Source organism: Aquirufa sp., from assembly GCF_964796385.1.
In genome coordinates, this window is sequence record NZ_CBAUBA010000035.1 from 1 (window position 1) to 19,592 (window position 19,592).

The 19,592-nt window shown below is 40.6% G+C and carries 9 protein-coding genes; all 9 read left to right on the forward strand.

Going from position 1 to position 19,592, the window contains the following annotated elements; all coding sequences use genetic code 11:
- Positions 1 to 884: TonB-dependent receptor domain-containing protein (locus tag AC1W6K_RS09965; protein WP_481947363.1), on the forward strand; the 884-nt coding region annotated here is incomplete at its 5' end.
- A gap of 19 nt (positions 885 to 903) precedes the next feature.
- Positions 904 to 2,421, forward strand: coding sequence for a RagB/SusD family nutrient uptake outer membrane protein (locus AC1W6K_RS09970; RefSeq protein ID WP_481947364.1), 1,518 nt, complete (start codon positions 904 to 906; stop codon positions 2,419 to 2,421).
- Between the two features lie 269 nt (positions 2,422 to 2,690).
- Positions 2,691 to 5,894, forward strand: a complete 3,204-nt coding sequence (locus AC1W6K_RS09975) for a SusC/RagA family TonB-linked outer membrane protein (protein ID WP_481947365.1) — start codon at positions 2,691 to 2,693, stop codon at positions 5,892 to 5,894.
- A gap of 21 nt (positions 5,895 to 5,915) precedes the next feature.
- A complete protein-coding gene (locus tag AC1W6K_RS09980; protein ID WP_481947366.1) occupies positions 5,916 to 7,346 on the forward strand; it encodes a SusD/RagB family nutrient-binding outer membrane lipoprotein in 1,431 nt (476 codons plus the stop codon).
- Positions 7,347 to 7,513: 167 nt separating this feature from the next.
- On the forward strand, positions 7,514 to 10,621 hold the full coding sequence (locus AC1W6K_RS09985) for a SusC/RagA family TonB-linked outer membrane protein (protein WP_481947367.1): 3,108 nt from the start codon (positions 7,514 to 7,516) through the stop codon (positions 10,619 to 10,621).
- A 19-nt stretch (positions 10,622 to 10,640) separates the two neighbouring features.
- Positions 10,641 to 12,155 carry a SusD/RagB family nutrient-binding outer membrane lipoprotein gene (locus AC1W6K_RS09990; protein WP_481947368.1) on the forward strand — a complete coding sequence of 505 codons (1,515 nt, stop codon included), beginning with the start codon at positions 10,641 to 10,643 and terminating at the stop codon, positions 12,153 to 12,155.
- 336 nt (positions 12,156 to 12,491) lie between these two features.
- Positions 12,492 to 15,614, forward strand: a complete 3,123-nt coding sequence (locus AC1W6K_RS09995; RefSeq protein WP_481947369.1) for a SusC/RagA family TonB-linked outer membrane protein — start codon at positions 12,492 to 12,494, stop codon at positions 15,612 to 15,614.
- Between the two features lie 11 nt (positions 15,615 to 15,625).
- Positions 15,626 to 17,107: a RagB/SusD family nutrient uptake outer membrane protein gene (locus tag AC1W6K_RS10000; protein ID WP_481947370.1), complete on the forward strand. Its 1,482-nt coding sequence runs from the start codon at positions 15,626 to 15,628 to the stop codon at positions 17,105 to 17,107.
- A gap of 55 nt (positions 17,108 to 17,162) precedes the next feature.
- Complete coding sequence (locus AC1W6K_RS10005) at positions 17,163 to 19,574, forward strand: alpha/beta hydrolase family protein (RefSeq protein WP_481947371.1); 2,412 nt, start codon at positions 17,163 to 17,165, stop codon at positions 19,572 to 19,574.
- Positions 19,575 to 19,592: the final 18 nt, after the last annotated feature.

Below are 19,592 nucleotides of genomic sequence, written 5' to 3' on the forward strand. Positions count from 1 at the left end.
ACAAAATTAATGGTACGATTGAAGTGTATAACAGAAACACAACGGATCAGTTCTATAACCTACCAGTAGATCCTTCTGCAGGTGGTTTCACAACAATACAAAGTAATTTTGGACAAGTTAGAAACCAAGGAATTGAAGTTTCATTAAACTCTGATTTGATCAAAACTTCTTCATTTACATGGAATGTAGGTGCTAATATTTCATACAATAAGAATGAAATTATGGAGTTACCTCAGGATAATGTTATTTCTGGAGTTACTGTGTTAGCCAAAGGTAGCCCGATCAATACCTTATTCCTTGTTCCTTACGCTGGTGTAGATCCAGAAACAGGAAATTCATTGTACACGAAGTTAGATGGTACAAAAACACAAACGTTCAACGTAGCTGATAAAATTAAGTATGGCACGTCTGATGCGCCTTTGTTTGGTGGATTAACAACGCGTATTTCTTATGCAGGTTTTGATTTAAGTGCGCAGGCCAACTTCTTCTTGGGTAGAGAAATGTATAATAATGATTTGAACAACATTATTAATCCAGCGTATTTTTATGATAACATGCATATTTCTATGCTGAATGAGTGGACGCCAACGAATAAAATCACTGACGTTCCAAGACCAGGAAATCCGTACAGATCGCAAACATCTAGATTAATTGATGATGCTAGCTTCTGGAGACTGCGTAATGTAACCTTAGGGTATACATTCAATGCAGCTACATTAAAGAAAATTAAAGTTAGAGCAGCACGTGTTTTTGTTCAAGGACAAAACTTATGGACATCGACTACCTTTAGAGGTTTTGATCCAGAAGCAACTGGAACTTCTTTAACGGGCGCTCAGTACCCTTCTTTAGTACAGACAACGTTCGGTTTAAACATTGGGTTTTAATTATATAAACACAGAAATTATGATACATAAAATATTCAAACGTAGTGCTGCATTGCTATTTATAGCTGCATTTACGTTACAGAGTTGTCAGGACGAATTCGTCAATCTCGCTCCAGAGTTTACGCTGGATGCTGTCAACAATCCATCTAGTATGGGACAATTAGAGCAGGTACTAGACGGTGCTTATGCGAACTTTAGAGCGGCAGATTATTATGGGTCTGGAAGTGGAACCGGTAGTGGTGCGGGTATCATGCCGGATGTAATGAGTGATAACTTGTATGAAACGATTCAAACGTTGGCAAATTCAAGAGATATGTCAAACTTCCAATTTCAGCAAAATACCGCTCAAATCACGAATATTTACAATGCGATGTACAAGGTAATCTCGGTTGCCAACATTGTTTTGCGTGATGTAGACAAGTTTACAACGCCTGCGAATAAAAAGACAGCCAACCGAATTAAAGGTCAGGCGCATGCGATTAGAGCTTTAGCGCATTTTGATTTATTCAAATATTTTGCAGAAAACTACGATCGTAACAGTACGACTACATTAGCTTTAAATTACAGTAAGACTTTTGAAATTTCTTCTGAGGCAAAGCCAGTCAGATTAAATAACAAAGTGTACTATGATGAGTTGTTTGCTGATATCAATGCAGCGCAAACACTTCTTGCTGATGTTGATAAAAATGTAAATCAAGGTTTTGCGGCAATCAGACCAAAAATGGGTCTAGCAGCAGCAAACCTTTTAAAGGCAAGAGTTTCTCTTTACGCAGGTTTGTATGCGGATGCGATTGCAGCGGCTACTGCAGGTATCGCTATTGCGCCAGCTCTAGTTAGCAATCAAACAACCTTTAACGGGATGTACTCAGAGGCAGCTGCGGGAGAAATTATCTGGAATGTACAATTTGACGCAGGTCAAAGTGGACCTACCTTCCTTGCATTTTTTGCAACGAATAACAGAAGTTATTTCCGTCCAGCGTTAGAAATTGCAACGATCGCGGGTAATACTGGTTTGATTCGTAGCAATGACATCCGTTATGGTGCTTATTTTGCGAATGTCAACAGAACTACTGAAGTTCCTCAGGCATTGGCTTTAACTAAGTACCGAGGTAAAGGTGGTGTTTCTAATGGTAATGCGAATTTTGTTGCCATGAAAACTGCTGAGTTATACTTGATCAGAGCTGAGGCGTATGCACGTTCTAGCACGCCGCAGAATGAATTGGCGATGCGAGATTTGAATACATTGCGTAAAGCTCGAATTAGTGGCTATGAGAATGAGGATTTAACAGGCGCTACGTTGGTTAATGCAATTGCCGATGAAAGAAGAAGAGAGTTCGTAGGCGAAGGCCACCGTTTCTTTGACTTGAAGCGTACATCTAGAACGTTAACGAGAGGAAGTACATGTGGAATTCCTTCACAGTCTCCAATCGACAAGTGTACATTAACACCTACATCGCGTGAGTGGTCATTCCCACTAACGGAAACATTAACGAATGCAAATCCTAATTTGGTTCAAAATCCAAGTTGGAAGAAGTAATACAGTAACGTATATTTTGAAAAAGGGGGTAAGCAATAGCTTACCCCCTTTTTTTTGTCAAGGTTTTCGCTCCTACTTACTAGTATACATTCCAGCTATATCAGATTGTTTATTTAATGGAAATTCAAGAAAATATTTGGCTTTATTGAATTACAGTGGTATTTCTATAAGCCGAACACTCCTTTTTCGCAATTTTCTTTGGTCCCCAAAGATATTTCCCTAATTTGCATAAATTTTATTTATATTTTTCATTAATTAAACTAATCAACATGAAAAAACTCTTACTCATTTGGGTACTGGTAATGACTGCGTTCAGTTCATTATTTGCTCAAACAAGACAAGTAACTGGTCAAGTTACTTCATCTGAAGATGGCACGGCTCTTCCCGGAGTTAGTGTTAGCCTAAAAGGTACCGCTCGTGGTACAACGACTGGCGCCGATGGATCTTATAAGATTTCAGTGGGCGACGGTGCTGTTTTAGTATTCGGTTTTGTCGGATACAAGCAACAAACAATTTCTGCAGGTAGTCAAACCGCAATTAACGTTGTTTTAGTAACGGATGCGTCTGAACTTAACGAGGTTGTAGTTACGGCATTAGGTTTGACGCGTACGAAGAATTCATTGCCTTATGCTGCCCAGCAAATTAAAGGAGATGAGTTAACACGTGTGCGTTCAGGAAATGCGTTCCAAGCTCTTTCTGGTAAAGTAGCTGGTTTACAGATCACACAAGGTAACTCGATTGGTGGTTCAACTAACGTCGTTATTCGTGGTACCAAATCTTTAACTGGGAATAACCAAGCGTTATTTGTCGTTGACGGTGTGCCTATCGATAACTCGAATAAAAATTCGGGTAACCAAACAACGGGTCGGGGTGGTTATGATTATGGTAATGCTGCGGCAGATATCAACCCAGATGACATTGAGTCAATGACTGTATTGAAAGGTGCTGCGGCAACTGCGCTTTACGGTTCTCGTGCTTCGAATGGTGTAATCATGATCCAAACGAAAAAAGCGAAAAAAGGTCTAGGTATTACCATTAATACGGGCTTAACAGTAGGAACAATTGATAAATCTACGTTCGCGAAATACCAGAATGGGTACGGTGCAGGTTATTCTGATCCGTATCAAAAAGATGGTTTCTTGTATTTTGATGTTAACGGTGATGGAAAAGATGATTATGTCGTTCCTACAGCGGAAGATGCTTCTTATGGAGTTAAATTTGACAATCGTCCAGTTTACACATGGGATTCGTTTGATCCAGCAGGTCCTAACTACATGAAAACAAGCCCATGGGCTGCTGCGAAAAATACACCAGAAACATTCTATGAGACGGCTATTTCGAACAACACAGCTATTCAATTAGATGGTGCTACAGACAAAGGAACCTTTAAATTAGGATTTACGCGTAACGAAGAGCGTGGTACATTACCTAACTCGAACGTAACGAAGAATATCATGAACTTGGGTGGTTCGTATAATGTTTCTAGCAAATTAACAGCATCTGCTTCAGCTAACTTCTCGATTGTAAATGGTAAAGGACGTTACGGTACAGGTTATAGTGGCTTGAACGTAAATCAAAATTTCCGTCAGTGGTATCAAACCAATGTAGATATTCAAGATCAAAAAACAGCTTACTTCCGTAACAGTCAAAACGTTACTTGGAACTGGGCTGATCCATCTTCAGCTGCTGGTTTGAAGCCTATCTACACAGATAACTACTACTGGATTCGTTATCAAAACTATCAAAATGATACGCGTACACGTATTTTTGGTAATGCGATGTTAAACTACAAAGCATCTGATTACTTGAATTTCATGGGTCGTGTTACGGTAGATACATACAATGAATTCCAAGAGGAGCGTAATGCCGTAGGTTCTCAAGCAGCTGCTTCTTATAGCCGTTTCGATCGTACGTTTAATGAAACTAACTACGACTTATTAGCGAATTTCGACAAAAACATCATTAAAGATGTGAACTTGAAGGCCTTAGCTGGTTTGAACTTACGTCAATCATATGCTCGTTCAATCTTTGCAGCGACAAATGGTGGTTTGATCGTTCCAGGTTTGTATTCAGTTGCTAACTCAAAAGGTACGGTAGCTGCTCCATCTGAGTCATTCACGCCGCGTGAAGTATTTGGTGTATTTGCTGGTGTTACATTGTCTTACAAGAATTTCTTGAACTTTGACGGAACAATTCGTCAAGATCAGTCGTCGACGTTGCCGGTGGATGCCAACAAGTACCTTTATTATTCAGGAGCTGCTAGCTGGAATTTCTCTAAGCATTTCACGGATCTTCCTTGGTTGACATCTGGTAAGTTGCGTGTTAACTATGCAACTGTGGGTAATGATGCTCCTTGGGGTGCAATTAAGAACGTTTATGATCAACCAGCACCGTTTGGTTCAACGATCTTGTTCTCAGCTCCATCGACACAAAATAACCCTACATTGAAGCCTGAGCAAACTAAATCGAAAGAGATAGGTTTAGAAATGGCTTTCATGCAAAATCGTATTGGATTTGATTTGACGTATTACCAAACAAATACATTGGATCAAATTATGCCAGCTTCGGTAACTTCTTCTACTGGTTTCTCATCAACGTATGTAAATGCGGGTAACATTGAGAACAAAGGTTTTGAGTTAAGCATCTTTGCAAATCCAATTAAAACAGCAGATTTCTCATGGAATTTGAATGTTAACTTTACGCGCAATAGAAGCATGGTATTAAGCCTTTACAGTAATAGCCAAAACTTACAGTTAGCTACCTTCCAAGGGGGTGTTTCATTGAATGCTACTGTAGGTCAACCATATGGTATTCTAAAAGGAAGAACTTGGAAGTTTGTTAATGGTGAGAAATTAGTGAAAGCTAATGGACGTTATGATTTGACAACGACAACTACGAATAACATTGGTAATGTTAATCCAGATTGGATTGGTGGTTTGAATAATTCGGTACGCTACAAAAACATAACGTTTAACTTCTTGATTGATATTAAGAAAGGTGGTTCTGTATTCTCATTGGATCAGTATTACGGTGCGGCTACGGGTGTTTTACTTGAATCAGCTGGCTTAAATGACAAAGGAAACCCTTCACGTAATTCAATTGCCGAAGGTGGTGGTGTGATTATGCCAGGTGTGTTAGCTGACGGTTCTAAAAACACAATTCGTGTGGAGAATGATTACGGTACTTACGGGTATGCATACAATCCAGCGGCGGCTTTCGTTTACGATGCCGGTTATGTTAAGTTGAGAGAAGCAAACTTAGTTTACGCTTTGCCAAACTCGATTGTACGTAAATTAGGTGGAGTTAAAGGAGTAGACGTGTCTGTGTTTGGACGTAACCTTTGGATTATTCAGAAATCAGTTCCTTATGCGGATCCAGAAGAAAATTTATCTGCTGGTAACGTACAAGGATATCAGTCTGGAGCGTATCCAACGACACGTTCTATCGGACTTAATGTCAAGTTGTTGTTTTAATCATCCCAAAAATTTATACTGATGAAAAGAATATTAATCGTTTTTGTACCGCTGTTGGTTTTATTTACAGCTTGTACAAGTGACTTAGCTCAACTAAATGTTGAGACAAAGAGGCCTGCAGCAGTTCCTGCACCTACTTTATTTTCGAATGCCACGAAGACCCTAGCGAACTCGTTGGCATCTGCTAGTGTGAATACAAACGTATTCCGTTTTACAGTTTCGCATTGGGCGATGGCTGTATATCAAGATGAAGCTCAATATGATTTCAATACGCGTGCCATTCCAAATGGCTGGTGGACGACGATGTACCGTGATGTAATTGCGGATTTACGTGAATCTGCTCGTTTGATCAATGCGGATGCTTCGCTTGCACCTGCTGAAAAGGCGAATAAAATTGCGATTTTGGATATTATGGAGGTGTATGCGTACAGTGTTCTGGTGAATACGTTCGGAAATGTTCCTTACAAAGAGTCGATTAATTCGGCTATTTTGTTTCCTAAATATGATGATGCTAAAACGATCTCGGCTGATTTATTGGCTCGTTTGAATGCTGATATTGCCAAAATCAACCCGACTGCAAATAGTTTCACAGCAACTGAAGATTTAGTTTACAAAGGATCTGCTGCGAAATGGGTAAAGTTCGCAAATACGCTACGTTTTAAACTTGGTATGGTCTTAGTGGATGTAGATGCTGCGGCTGCGAAAACAGCTGCTGAGTCTTCTGATGCGGGTGCTATTTCTGCTGCGGCTGATAATGGTTTGTTTACATTCCTTTCTTCTTCACCAAACCAAAATCCATTATTCGTGGATATCGTAACAGGTGGTCGTCAAGATTACATCGCTGCGAAAGATTTGATGGATAAGTTGATTGGATGGAATGATCCGCGTAAAGCTGCTTTCTTTTCGAAGAATAACGCGGGTAACTACGCAGGTGGTATTGTAGGAAAATCGAATACATTCGTTGATTTCTCTCGTGCCGGTGCAAAAGTTATCGAAGCTGCTTCTCCTTATATATTAGCGGATTACGTAGAAACTGAGTTTTTACGTGCTGAGGCAAAAGAAAGAGGATTTAGCGTAGCGGGTTCAGCCGAATCACATTACAATAATGCAATTACGGCTTCTATTCTTTATTGGGGTGGAAATGCTGCGGATGCAGCTGCTTATTTAGCTCAAACAGATGTAGCGTATGCGACAGCTGCTGGAGATTGGAAGCAAAAGATTGGTACACAAAAGTGGATCGCGCTTTATAACCGTCCGTATGAGGGTTGGGTAGAGATTCGTCGTTTGGACCAACCGAAAATTGCAACGCCAATTAATGCGAAATCGGGTTTTCCAACGCGGTTGTCTTATCCATCAACAGAGCAAACTTTAAATGGTGCTAGTTATACAGCGGCTGCTTCGGCGATCGGTGGTGATGTGGTCACAACCAAGTTGTTTTGGGATAAGAATTAACATATTTTTTTTAGGGTGTAGAAAGGGCGATCCATTGGATCGCCTTTTTTTTGCAAAATATAATTTTATTTTATGTTTAAGATAGATAATTTTTATGAAAAATTTAAGGAGAATTAGAGTTAAACATCTAGTTTTGGTGTTTGTATTCATTCATTAAACTAAACAACATGAAAAAACTAGTACTCTCTTGGGTATTAATGATGGCTGTCGTAAGCACATTATTCGCTCAAACAAGACAAGTTACCGGTAAAGTCACAGCCTCAGATGATGGTAGTGGTATACCTGGTGTCAGTGTCAGCATCAAAGGTACAACCTCTGGTACAACCACTGCAGCTGATGGTACCTACAAAATTTCAGTAGGAAATGGTGTATCATTAGTGTACTCATCTGTAGGTTACATTAGCCAAACGAAGGCTGTAGGTAATGCATCTTCCCTTAATGTCGTTTTAGAGGTAGATACCAAAATGCTATCTGAAGTAGTTGTGACCGCTGGAGGTGTATTGAAAGACAAAAAATCTTTAGGTTACGCTACTGCAACCATTACAAACGAGCAATTAACGGTAGGTAGAACAACTAACCCCGTAAATGCACTTGCTGCGAAGGTAGCTGGTGTTCGAATTGCTTCGTCAAATGGTATGGTGGGATCATCCACTGCTATTTTTATTCGTGGTTTTACGACGTTTACGGGATCGAACCAACCCTTATTTGTGGTGGATGGTGTACCGATCGATAATGGTGGAGGTTCTAACGCATTGCAAAACGGTGTGTCTAACTCGAATAGAGCGATTGATATCAACCAAGAAGATATTGAGAACATGTCCATTCTGAAAGGTCCAGCAGCAGCTGCACTTTATGGTTCAAGAGCGGCCAATGGAGCGATCTTGATTACCACGAAAAAAGGTAAGACGGGTCAGAAAAATAGCGTAGTTTTTAACTCCTCATATAACATCGTTGAGGTAAATAGATTACCTGATTATCAAAATGAATATGCACAAGGTTCTGTAAGGGGTACCTATAACCCGATTAGTAATCTATCCTGGGGACCTAAAATTGCAGGTCAAACAGTTACGAATGCGTTTGGTAAGCAAGAAAACTTAACGGCTTTTCCAAATAACATTTCGGATATTTTCCAACAAGGCATTAATATGCAGAATAACCTTAGTTTCCAAGGTGGAACGGATAAGTCAGCATTTAGATTCTCATACGGAAATCTTCAAGAAACGGGTATTTTAAGTAGTAATTCCCTCAATAGAAACAACTTTACCTTGAATGCTAATTCACAGGTATCGGAAAAACTATCTGCTAGTGTTTCTGCGCAATACATTACGTCTGTTTCTGAAAGATCACAAATTGGTAACCAACTTTCGAATCCGTTCTTTAGATCATGGTTTATGCCAAGAAACTATGATTTATCAGGAATTCCATTCGAAGATCCAGCTACAGGAAATCAGGTATTTTTTGATAACACAGATAACCCATATTGGACATTGAAAAATAATACGTTCACAGATGAGTTGGATCGTGTAATCGGTAATGTTGCCTTGAAATATTACCTAAAGCCTTGGTTAGCAGTTAATTACAGATTGGGTGTCGACGCTTCAGCGTATGGTACACAAGGCTATGATCAAATAGGCGCGCGCGGTGGTGCTAATACATCTGCCGGAGGTACGGGAGGTATTGCGAATAGCTCACTTACGCAACGCGATATGAACTCTTATTTCCAGATTATTGGTAATAAAAATATTACGGATGATTTGAAGTTGGACTTCAATATTGGTAATGAGATTGTTGAGAGTAGATCTACGTACATGAGTACGACAGGTAAGAACTTAGCCATCAGAGATCTAAAGAACATTTCAAACGCTTCTGTCGTAACAGCTTTCAATCAAGTAGCCACGAGAAGATTAGTAGGTGTTTTTGGTGAGTTTAACTTAGGTTATAAGGGTTTCGCTACCATTAGCTTTACAGGTAGAAATGATTATTCATCTACTTTTGGTGCTGGTCAGAATTCATATTTTTATCCAGCAATTGCGGGTAGTTTCATCGCAACAGAAGCATTCCCTGCATTAAAGTCAACGGCATTGAGTTTCTTGAAATTATCTGGAAATTATGCTAAAGTAGGTAAAGAAGCAGGTACGTATGCAACTAACACATTGTTTGGTTTAGCAGGAGCTAGTGATGGATTTGGTCCAGTGATCAACTTCCCTTATAATAATCTAGGTGGACGTACATTAAGTAATGTTCAGGCTGATCCGAATTTAGGACCCGAGTTTACGACTTCAAGAGAGGTTGGCTTAGAAGCTAAATTTTTCAAAAATAGATTAGGTATTGAAATGAGTTATTTCAATACTTTGTCAACAGACCTAATCTTTGCTGTGCCGGTAGGCCCATCCACTGGATTTACTTCACAGAACAGAAATGCAGGTTCATTAAAGCAGAAAGGTTTTGAATTATTAATTACGGGTACTCCTTTGCAAACAAGTAATGGTTCATGGGATATCTCAGCTAATTTTACCACGTTAGATCCAATTGTTGAGTCTTTGGCTAAAGGAGTTGAGTTTATCCAATTAGGTGGATTTACTACGCCAGGAACGCGTTTATATGCGGGCCAACCGTATGGTTTATTGTTTGGTTCTGTATTTAACAGAGCGTCAGATGGTAAGAAATTAATTGGAGCCAACGGCTTAACTTCCTTGAGTCCTTTACAAGGTGCTATTGGAAATACAAACCCGGATTGGACAGCTGGTATCACAAATAACATTCGTTATAAGAATTTCAACTTCAATTTCTTAATTGATATCCGTAAGGGTGGTGATGTATATTCACGTAACATCGGTGACTTATACCGAAGCGGTACTGCCAAAGAAACGGCTGAGTTTGATAGATTTACATCGAATGGTGATGTAGCTAAGCCTTACATTATTGAAGGTACGTTAGCAAACGGTCAGCCTAATACAACTCCAATTACTGCTCAGGATTACTGGGGCACCATTTACGCTTTTGGTACGGGTGAATCGTATGTATTTGATGGTTCTTGGTTAAGACTACGCGAGGCTTCAGTTTCTTACACGGTGCCTAGTAAAGTTTTAGCTAAAACACCTATCGGTAAGATGGAACTAGGACTTAACGGTAGAAACCTTTGGTTATATGCGCCGAATTTCCCTCATTTCGATCCAGAGACAAATGCGACTGGAGTAACGAATTCACAAGGTTTTGAGGCAAATGGTTTACCTCAGACTAGAAATTTTGGTTTCTTCTTACGAGCTACTTTTTAATCATAAATATTAATAGAATATGAAAATTATCAGATATATATCAATGAGTTTTGTAGCTGCTATCTTTGTGGTTACTAGCTCTTGCGACAGTTATTTGGACGTTAATGTTAGTCCTAACTCGCCAACTTCCGCTCCAATTGCTCAAGTTCTTACTAGCGTAACAGTTAACGTAGGATTTAGAGGTGGTAGCGATATGCATCGTTATACGTCTCTTATTGCGCAGCAATTTGCTGGGCAAGGGGCGGCAGGTACACAATCTCGTGAATACGCTAGATATTTAATTCAGCCTACCGATGTGAACAATTTATATGCATCTTTATTCGCTGTTCAGCTCGCTGATATTGAATATATTATTGCAAATAGTGAACAAAGTCCACACTACAGAGGTGTTGCTCGTATTTTAAAGGCATATGTTTATTCTCAAGCAGTAGACATGTGGGGCGATTTGCCTTATTCGGAAGCATTTAAATCACCAGAGATTAATCAGCCGAAGCTTGATGACGATGAGGTAATTTATACGAAGATTGTAGAATTAATTGATCAAGGTATTGCAGATGTGAAGGCAACTAGCTCTGCTTTAAGTCCTGGGATTAATGAAACAATATTTTTAGGGAATAGAACTAGATGGGAGCGTTTAGCAAACACGTTGAAACTGCGTTTATTTTTACATTACTCAGCTAAGGATGCTGCTTTTGCAAAATCCAAATTGGATGCGCTTGTATCTAGCAATGCAATCTTCTTAAGTTCGAATGCGGACAATTTCCAAATGAACTTTGTAGATGCTGTTTCGTCTCAAAATTCAATTCATCAGTTTGAAATATCGAGACCAGATCAGTTTTTCCCGAACAAAACGATTGTTGACATGATGAATGGCACAACGGATCCAAGAAGACCATTTTACTTCACTGATTTCCCTTTTGGTTCAGGGAAATATAAGGGGGCAACTCCAGTAGATGGTCAATCTTTTGCTTATTCACGTGTTCATACATACCTACGTGGAAACTTGAAATCTGCGATTGCATCTTCTAGTGTTAATGCTTCTGGTTCAATTATTGCTGCGGCTGCTTATAATAATGCGTATACTGGTGCTGCACCTATTCGCTTATTAACATTTGCAGAATATAATTTCATTCGCGCTGAACATGCACTGCGTTATGGTGCAGGGGTAAGCGCTGCAGAAGGTTTCTTTAAAGAGGGAATCAAAGCATCTATGAGTTTGGTGGGCGTAAGTGCTGCAGATCAAAATGCATATCTAACTGCGCATGGAAATCTGAACGCTTCTTCGTTAGAAGGTAATATTGAAAAAATTATTACGGAGAAGTATGTCGCTAATTATGGTGTGGCTGTAGAGCCTTGGAACGACTGGAGACGTACAGGCTACCCTGCCTTAAAACCAGTTGACGCCAGTGTTGCCGCCATGACAGGAGGTATACCTCGCTCACTGTTTTATCCAGATTCGGAAGTTAGTTCGAACACAAACTTCAAACAAAAATCAAACATGTTGGCGAAAGTATTCTGGGATACGAGACCATAATATGTTTTATTTGTAGGCAAAAAGGCTATCCTAATTTAGGATAGCCTTTTTGTATTTTAGATTAATTCCTTTGAATAAACATATGAGTCCGATAGAATAGGCTAAACCTTCGCCTTTCAATTCTTTACGCATCAAAGGATAACAGTTTTGGGAGAATGTAAAGTTGACCTATTTAGGCGTTCAGTTTACTTTCATTTAATTATAACGCACATAAAAACAATTTATATTATTTAATTGTTAACAAAATTGTAGTCAATTAATTTGCCAAATTATTTTTTGTTCATCATTTGTTTAAACTAAAAACATTATAAAAAAACGTTACTAGTCAGTATTTTCTTGTGGCTTACCGCATTAGTCCCCTTGCTAGCACAAGATCGTGCGATCTCAGGAAAAGTAACCACGGAAGATGGTTCTACATTACCTGGTGTGAATATCGCGATTAAAGGGACAACAAAAGGTACAACAACGGATGCCGACGGTGGATTTAAACTATCCGTAGCTCCTTCAGCAGTTCTTGTGGTTAGCTCAGTAGGCTACGCGTCGCAAGAAGTTCGCATTGGAAACCGTTCGGTTGTCAACATTTCACTTCAATCAAACACATCTCAACTTGATGAGGTTATCGTTACGACCTTTGGTACGTCTAAAAAGGCATCATTTACAGGTTCTTCTGCGTCTATTGGGGCAGAAAAATTAGGTGTACGTCCGATTACCAACATTGGTCAAGCCTTAGAAGGTATTGCTGCCGGTGTGACGACTACTTCTACAGGAGGTCAGCCAGGCTCTTCTCCAGCCGTTCGTATTCGTGGTTTTGGTTCGATTTCATCTTCGAATGATCCATTATACGTTGTAGATGGTGTTCCATACTCAGCGAGTATTGCGAATTTAAACAATGATGATATTCAGTCCATTACCGTTTTGAAAGATGCAGCATCGACGGCCCTATATGGTGCGCGTGCAGCGAATGGTGTGGTCATGGTTACAACCAAGAAAGGATTGAACGGTAAAAATTCAATTAACATCAAATATACCAAAGGTTTTAACACACGCGCTTTGCCTGAGTACGACCGTGTAGGTGCTGCTGATTATTACCCATTGATGTGGGAATCTAACCGGAATAACTTAGCTTACCGCGTAGCTAACCCTGTGCCTATCGCAACAGCAAGTTCGACTGCTTCAGCGGGTCTAGGTGCGATAGTAGGAACGGGTTATAACGTATACAATGTACCTTTTGCTCAATTAGTAGGTACAGACGGAAAACTTAATCCATCTGCCGTAATGATCTACAACCCAGATGATTTAAACTGGGAAAAAGCGGTGATGCGTCAAGGTATCCGTGATGAGGTAAATGCGAATTTCTCCGGATCGAATGGTAAGACCGATTACTTCTTATCTGTGTCTTATTTAAATGATAAAGGATATCAAATTAAATCCGATTACGATCGATTTACTGCCCGTTTGAATGTCAACAGCCAAATGAAAGATTGGTTTAAGGTAGGGGCCAACATGAACACGACGGTCACTACATCGAATCAGTCAACGGCCGATGGTGGATCTTCGTTTGTTAACCCATTCTTCTTTACGCGAGGTATGGCGCCTATTTATCCTGTATATGCGTATGATCCCAAAAATCCAGGATCTTTCTTAACGACCGAAGATGGCCGTCGTCGCTATGACTATGGTAACTTAAGTGCGTTAGGTTTATCGAATCGTCCACAATATGGTGGTCGTCACGTAGTTGCCGAAACGGAATTGAACGAAAACTTCTTCCGTAGAAACTTATTAGGTGGTCGTACGTATGCAGAAGTTACGTTCTTAAAAGATTTCAAATTTACGTCTAACGTAGGTGTGGATATTACTAATGCCAATTCAATTGTTTTTGGTAATCCAGAAATCGGTGATGGTGCGCCAGCAGGTCGTGCGTCTAATTCATTTGAAAATATTACGAATTACAACTTATCCCAGTTGTTGACGTACAACCATACGTTCCGAAAGCACAATGTGGATGCCTTAGTAGGTCATGAAAACTACAACTTAGTAAGTAACAGCTTAGATGGTTCTCGTTCGCAGCAAATTTTGGATGGAAATTATGAGTTGATCAACTTTACGACAACAACTAACTTGACATCACAATATGACATGCGTCGTGTAGAAGGTTATTTTTCGCGTTTGAATTACGATTATGATTCGAAATATTTTGTTTCGTTCTCCGCTCGTCGCGATGGATCTTCTAAGTTTTACCAAGATAAGCGTTGGGGTACATTCTACTCAGCATCAGCCGCTTGGCGTTTAGATCAAGAAGATTTTATCAAGCAATTTAGCTTCATTGATAACCTGAAACTAAGAAGTTCTTGGGGTCAAACAGGTAATGATGGTGGTATCAGCAACTACGCTTGGCAGCCATTATATGCCTTAGGTTGGAATAATGCTACTGAGCCAGGTATCTTGCAATCTTCATTAGGTAGCAAATCATTGGAGTGGGAAACAAATACTGCATTTGATGTAGCTGTTGAGTTTGGTTTATTCAAGAACCGTTTATCGGGTACGATTGAATACTTCAACCGTCAGTCGACCAACTTGATTTTTGCTGTTCCTTTGCCACTTTCTGTGGGTATCGGCTCCGAGACGCGTAACATTGGATCGATGTACAACAAAGGTATCGAGCTTCAGTTAGGCTATGATGTCATTCGTACGAAAGATTTCAATTTTCACATTGATTTGAATGCGACTCGTTTAGAGAATCAAATCACCAAAATGCCAAAAGAGAGCAAGGAGATCATCGACGGCACGAAAAAGTTGAAAGAAGGGAGTTCATTGTATGACTATTGGTTACGTGAGTATAAAGGCGTAAACCCAGAAACGGGAGCGGCTGAATATCGTGCGATTTCATATGTAGCTTCTAACTCAAGAATTACGGCATCAGGTGATACCTTAACGAATAACATTGCGAATGCACGTTTCTGGTATAATGGGTCATCTATTCCAGATTTGACAGGATCGGTGAATACGTCAGTAAGCTATAAAGGCTTCTCATTAACGGCATTAATGGTGTACCAACTCGGTGGTAAAATCTACGATGGGGCTTATGCTGGTTTAATGGGTTCAGGATACCACAATGCCAAACACGTGGACATCTTGAAGCGTTGGCAAAATCCAGGTGACATCACCGAAGTGCCTCGAATGGATAATGGACGTACGGCAGATTTTAATGCTGCGTCGGATCGTTGGTTAATTGACGGTAGTTTTATGAATATCCGTACGGTGACATTGGCATATCGGTTACCAAAGTCGGTCTTGACTAAATTCAAAATTGATAATGCTCAGGTATACATGAGTGGTGAAAACTTCTTGATGCTTTCTCGCAGAAGCGGTATGAACGTCCAACAAAATTTTGGAGGAACGACAAGTAACGTGTACAGCCCGGCTAAATCATTAGTATTAGGTCTTTCATTCTCCTTATAATCATTAGAATCATGAAAAATAAAAGTTTATTAATTTTCGCTTTCTTTCTCAGCATGATTTCTTTATCATGTGAGAAAACATATTTGGATACGACGCCTACCGCAAGTATCGACGCAGGTTCTGCTTATGCGACAACAAAAAATGCAGCAGCAGCAATCAACGGTATCTACCGTTCCTTTGTGGTTCGTTATTTGAGCTCACAAGGTCACTCAGGTCATCCAGCCATGATGATTATTTTAGATCACATGGGTGAAGATATGGTTTTAGGTACCACAGCTTCCGGCTGGCACGTAGGTGAGACCCAATGGGTTGCTCATCGCTCTGACGTGAATACGATGGCTCAATTCCCGTATGAATTGTATTACCGCATTATTGGTAATGCCAACATAGGCATTGCGAATATTGATAAAGCCGTAGGCCCAGTCGCTGATCGTAATCGTTTGAAAGGCGAGGCTTTAGCTTTACGTGCATTTGGCTATTTTAATTTAGTTCAATTGTACGGTAAGCGTTATGAGTCTCGTGCGAAACCTAATACGCAATTAGGTGTGCCATTGGTCTTAGAGCCCACGACCGAAGGAAAACCACGTAATACCGTCGAAGAAGTATATGCTCAAATCAATAAAGACCTAGCAGATGCTGCGTTGTTATTGACCGCATCGCGGGCTAACAAATCGCACATCAATTTGAATGTAGTACGCGGATTCCAAGCGCGCGTGGCCTTGGTTCAGCAAGATTGGGCAAATGCTGCGAAATTTGCGGCAGAAGCTCGTGCAGGTTACCAACCAATGAATGCAACGCAATATTTAGATGGCTTCCAAGATATTTCTAATTCCGAGTGGATGTGGGGATTTGATCACCTAGAAGATCAAACGGAATATTTTGGTGGATATCATTCGTACATTTCATGTAACTTTAATTCATCTGTTATTAGAACCTACCCTAAGGTGATTAACAGCTTACTTTATAAGCAAATACCTGCGACAGACGTTAGATCAAAGATGTGGGTTGAGTCACCAACTGCAGCTAATTCAATCGTTCCTCCAGGTGGTGTGCGCCCTAAATTTTTGAATCAGAAATTTAGACTACCTGGAACGCCGTCAACATCCACGATGGGAGATGTGCCTTACATGCGTGCGGCTGAGATGTACTTGATTGAGGCGGAAGCAAAAGCTCGGTTGAATGACGCATCTGGTGCTTCAAAAGCCTTATTTGATTTAATTAAGACACGTGATGCTAGTTATGTACAGTCGACAAAAACAGGTGATGCGTTGGTGGCAGAGATTTTAATCCACCGCCGTATTGAATTATGGGGTGAAGGTCACCGTTTCTTAGACTTGAAGCGCACGAATGCCCCATTGAATCGGAACGGAACAAATGCAATTGCTTCTGTGGTCCTATTATTCGATGCAGCTCCGGGTGATGTACGTTGGGAATTCTTAATCCCACGTCGTGAGATTAATGCAAATCCAGCGATTATACAAAATCCACTTTAATTTTATAATTTTTAAAGGTGGCTGAGATATCAGCCACCTTTTTTTACACGCTACAATGAAAAAAAAATCCCTTTTATTATCACTAGCACTTATTTTAGGTGTTACTAGCCTAAGCCACGCGCAAGATACGGATGCGTACCAATTGCCGCCTAAGGAAATTGCCGACTTGCTTTTAGCGAAGCCAACGCCTTTTGTGCGCATTGATTCCAAAGCAGAATACCTATTATTACTTGGCCGTAATTCATATCCGAGTGTGGAGGAATTAGGCCAACCGGAAATGAAGATCGCGGGATTGCGCTTGAATCCGTTGAATTTTTCGCCAAGCCGACAAAGCCCCATCAGCAGTATTACGTTGCAGACCATCAAATCCGGTGCTCCCATCGTGATTACTGGCTTGCCCAAAAACCTAGCTGCAGGAGCAATCGCCTGGAATCCATCCGAAACCAAAATTGCATTTACCCAATCCGAAGTGAATCGAGTAGATCTATATGTCATCGATATCGCCACCAAAAAAGCGACACGTGTGAACGCTGATCCAGTTAACCAAGTATTAGGCAATGCCTTTACCTGGGTAGACGACCAAATTATTTTGTACAAAGCTACCACACATGATGCGGCTGGTGCACCCAAGCGGCCGATTACGCCGAAGGGGCCAACGATCCAACAAAATATCGGCAAGGCTGCTCCACGTCCTACGTTTCAAGATTTGATCAAGTCACCGTATGATGAGAGTCTGTTTGCGTATTATGCTGAAAGCCAACTGGTCCTTTATAAAAATGGGGTCAATAAGAAAGTAGGTAAGCCTGAGCTAACCAACTCTTTTCAATTATCGCCAGATCGTCAGTATGTGATGACGCGGACCTTAACGAAACCATTCTCGTATGCGGTGCCGGCGTACGGATTTACATCCACTGTTTCGGTGATGAATCTGGAAGGAAAAGTCATCAAGGAATTAGCTAAGCTTCCCTCTGCGGAGAGCGCTCCGGCAGGTAATGACAATGTACAAAATGTCCCAAGGGGATTTGAGTGGCGTGATGATGAGCCAGCTTCGATCGTGTATGCGATGCCGTTGGATAGTGGTTTCATCAAAAAACAAGTGGAATTTCATGATGCTGTTTATAGCCTAGCTGCACCATTTACGCAAGCAGCAAAGGAGTTGTTTAAAACCAAAACGCGTTTTGCCGGGGTGACTTGGGGAGATAAAAATCTCGCATTGGTGTCCGAGGTATTGCGTGGTAAGCAGACTTTTAAAGTGAGTCGCTATACACCACAGACTGGTGCGATGGAGGTTTTGTATGAGCGTAATCTAACAGATGCTTACCGCAATCCAGGAAGTCCTGTTCAGACAAAAAATGCTTTTGGACGTGAGGTGATTCAAGTAACGGATGGTGGAACTAAGATTTTGATGAACAACCCAGTGGGCTCATCAGATCAAGGTGACCTTCCTTTTATCGCCAAATTTGATTTAGCTACGAAGAAAAACGAGATTATTTGGCGCGCAAAGCCAGGTCATTTTGAGCAAGTAGAAGAGGTGATCGACGCAGATAAAGGTATTGTATTGAGCAGAAAGGAATCAAAAACAGATGTCCCAAATTACTTCATCAAAAACCTTTTGAACCCTGCACAGGATAAATCTCTGACGCAATTTGAAAATCCATATCCTAATTTAGTGGGTATCACCAAAGAGAAAATCAAATACAAACGTGCTGACGGGGTAGATTTAACGGGAGATTTGTATTTGCCAAAAGGCTATAACAAAGAAAAGGATGGTCCTTTGCCAGTTTTAATCTGGGCTTATCCGCGAGAATTTAATTCAGCGGCTGATGCGGCACAGATTCGCGGTAGCAAAGACCGTTTTACAACCTTGAGCTGGGCTTCGCCTATTTACTATGCGACACAAGGCTATGCGATCTTGGATAATGCGGAAATGCCGATTGTTTCAACAGACGCTTCTAAGAAGCCAAATGATAATTTTGTGGAGCAGCTGAAGTTGAATGCATCCGCGGCAATCGATCATTTGGTGCAGTTGGGTGTAGGTGATCGCAAGCGCATGGCGGTAGGTGGTCATAGCTATGGCGCCTTTATGACAGCTAATTTATTGGCCCATACGGATTTGTTTAAGGCGGGTATCGCACGTAGTGGTGCGTATAATCGGACATTAACTCCGTTTGGATTCCAAAATGAAGATCGTACGTATTGGCAAGCACCTCAATTATATTTTGAGATGAGTCCATTCAGTTATGCAGATAAAATCAAGGAACCGATTTTATTAGTGCATGGCGAGCAAGACGATAATACGGGTACCTACCCAATCAATAGTGAGCGTTTATATGCCGCTTTAAAAGGAAATGGAGGCACAACCCGCTTTGTTTATTTACCCTACGAAGCGCATAGCTACCGTGGCCGAGAAAATGTCCTACACTTATTGTGGGAACAATTTCAGTGGTTGGAGAAATATCTTAAATAAGCATAAAAGGCGACCGAA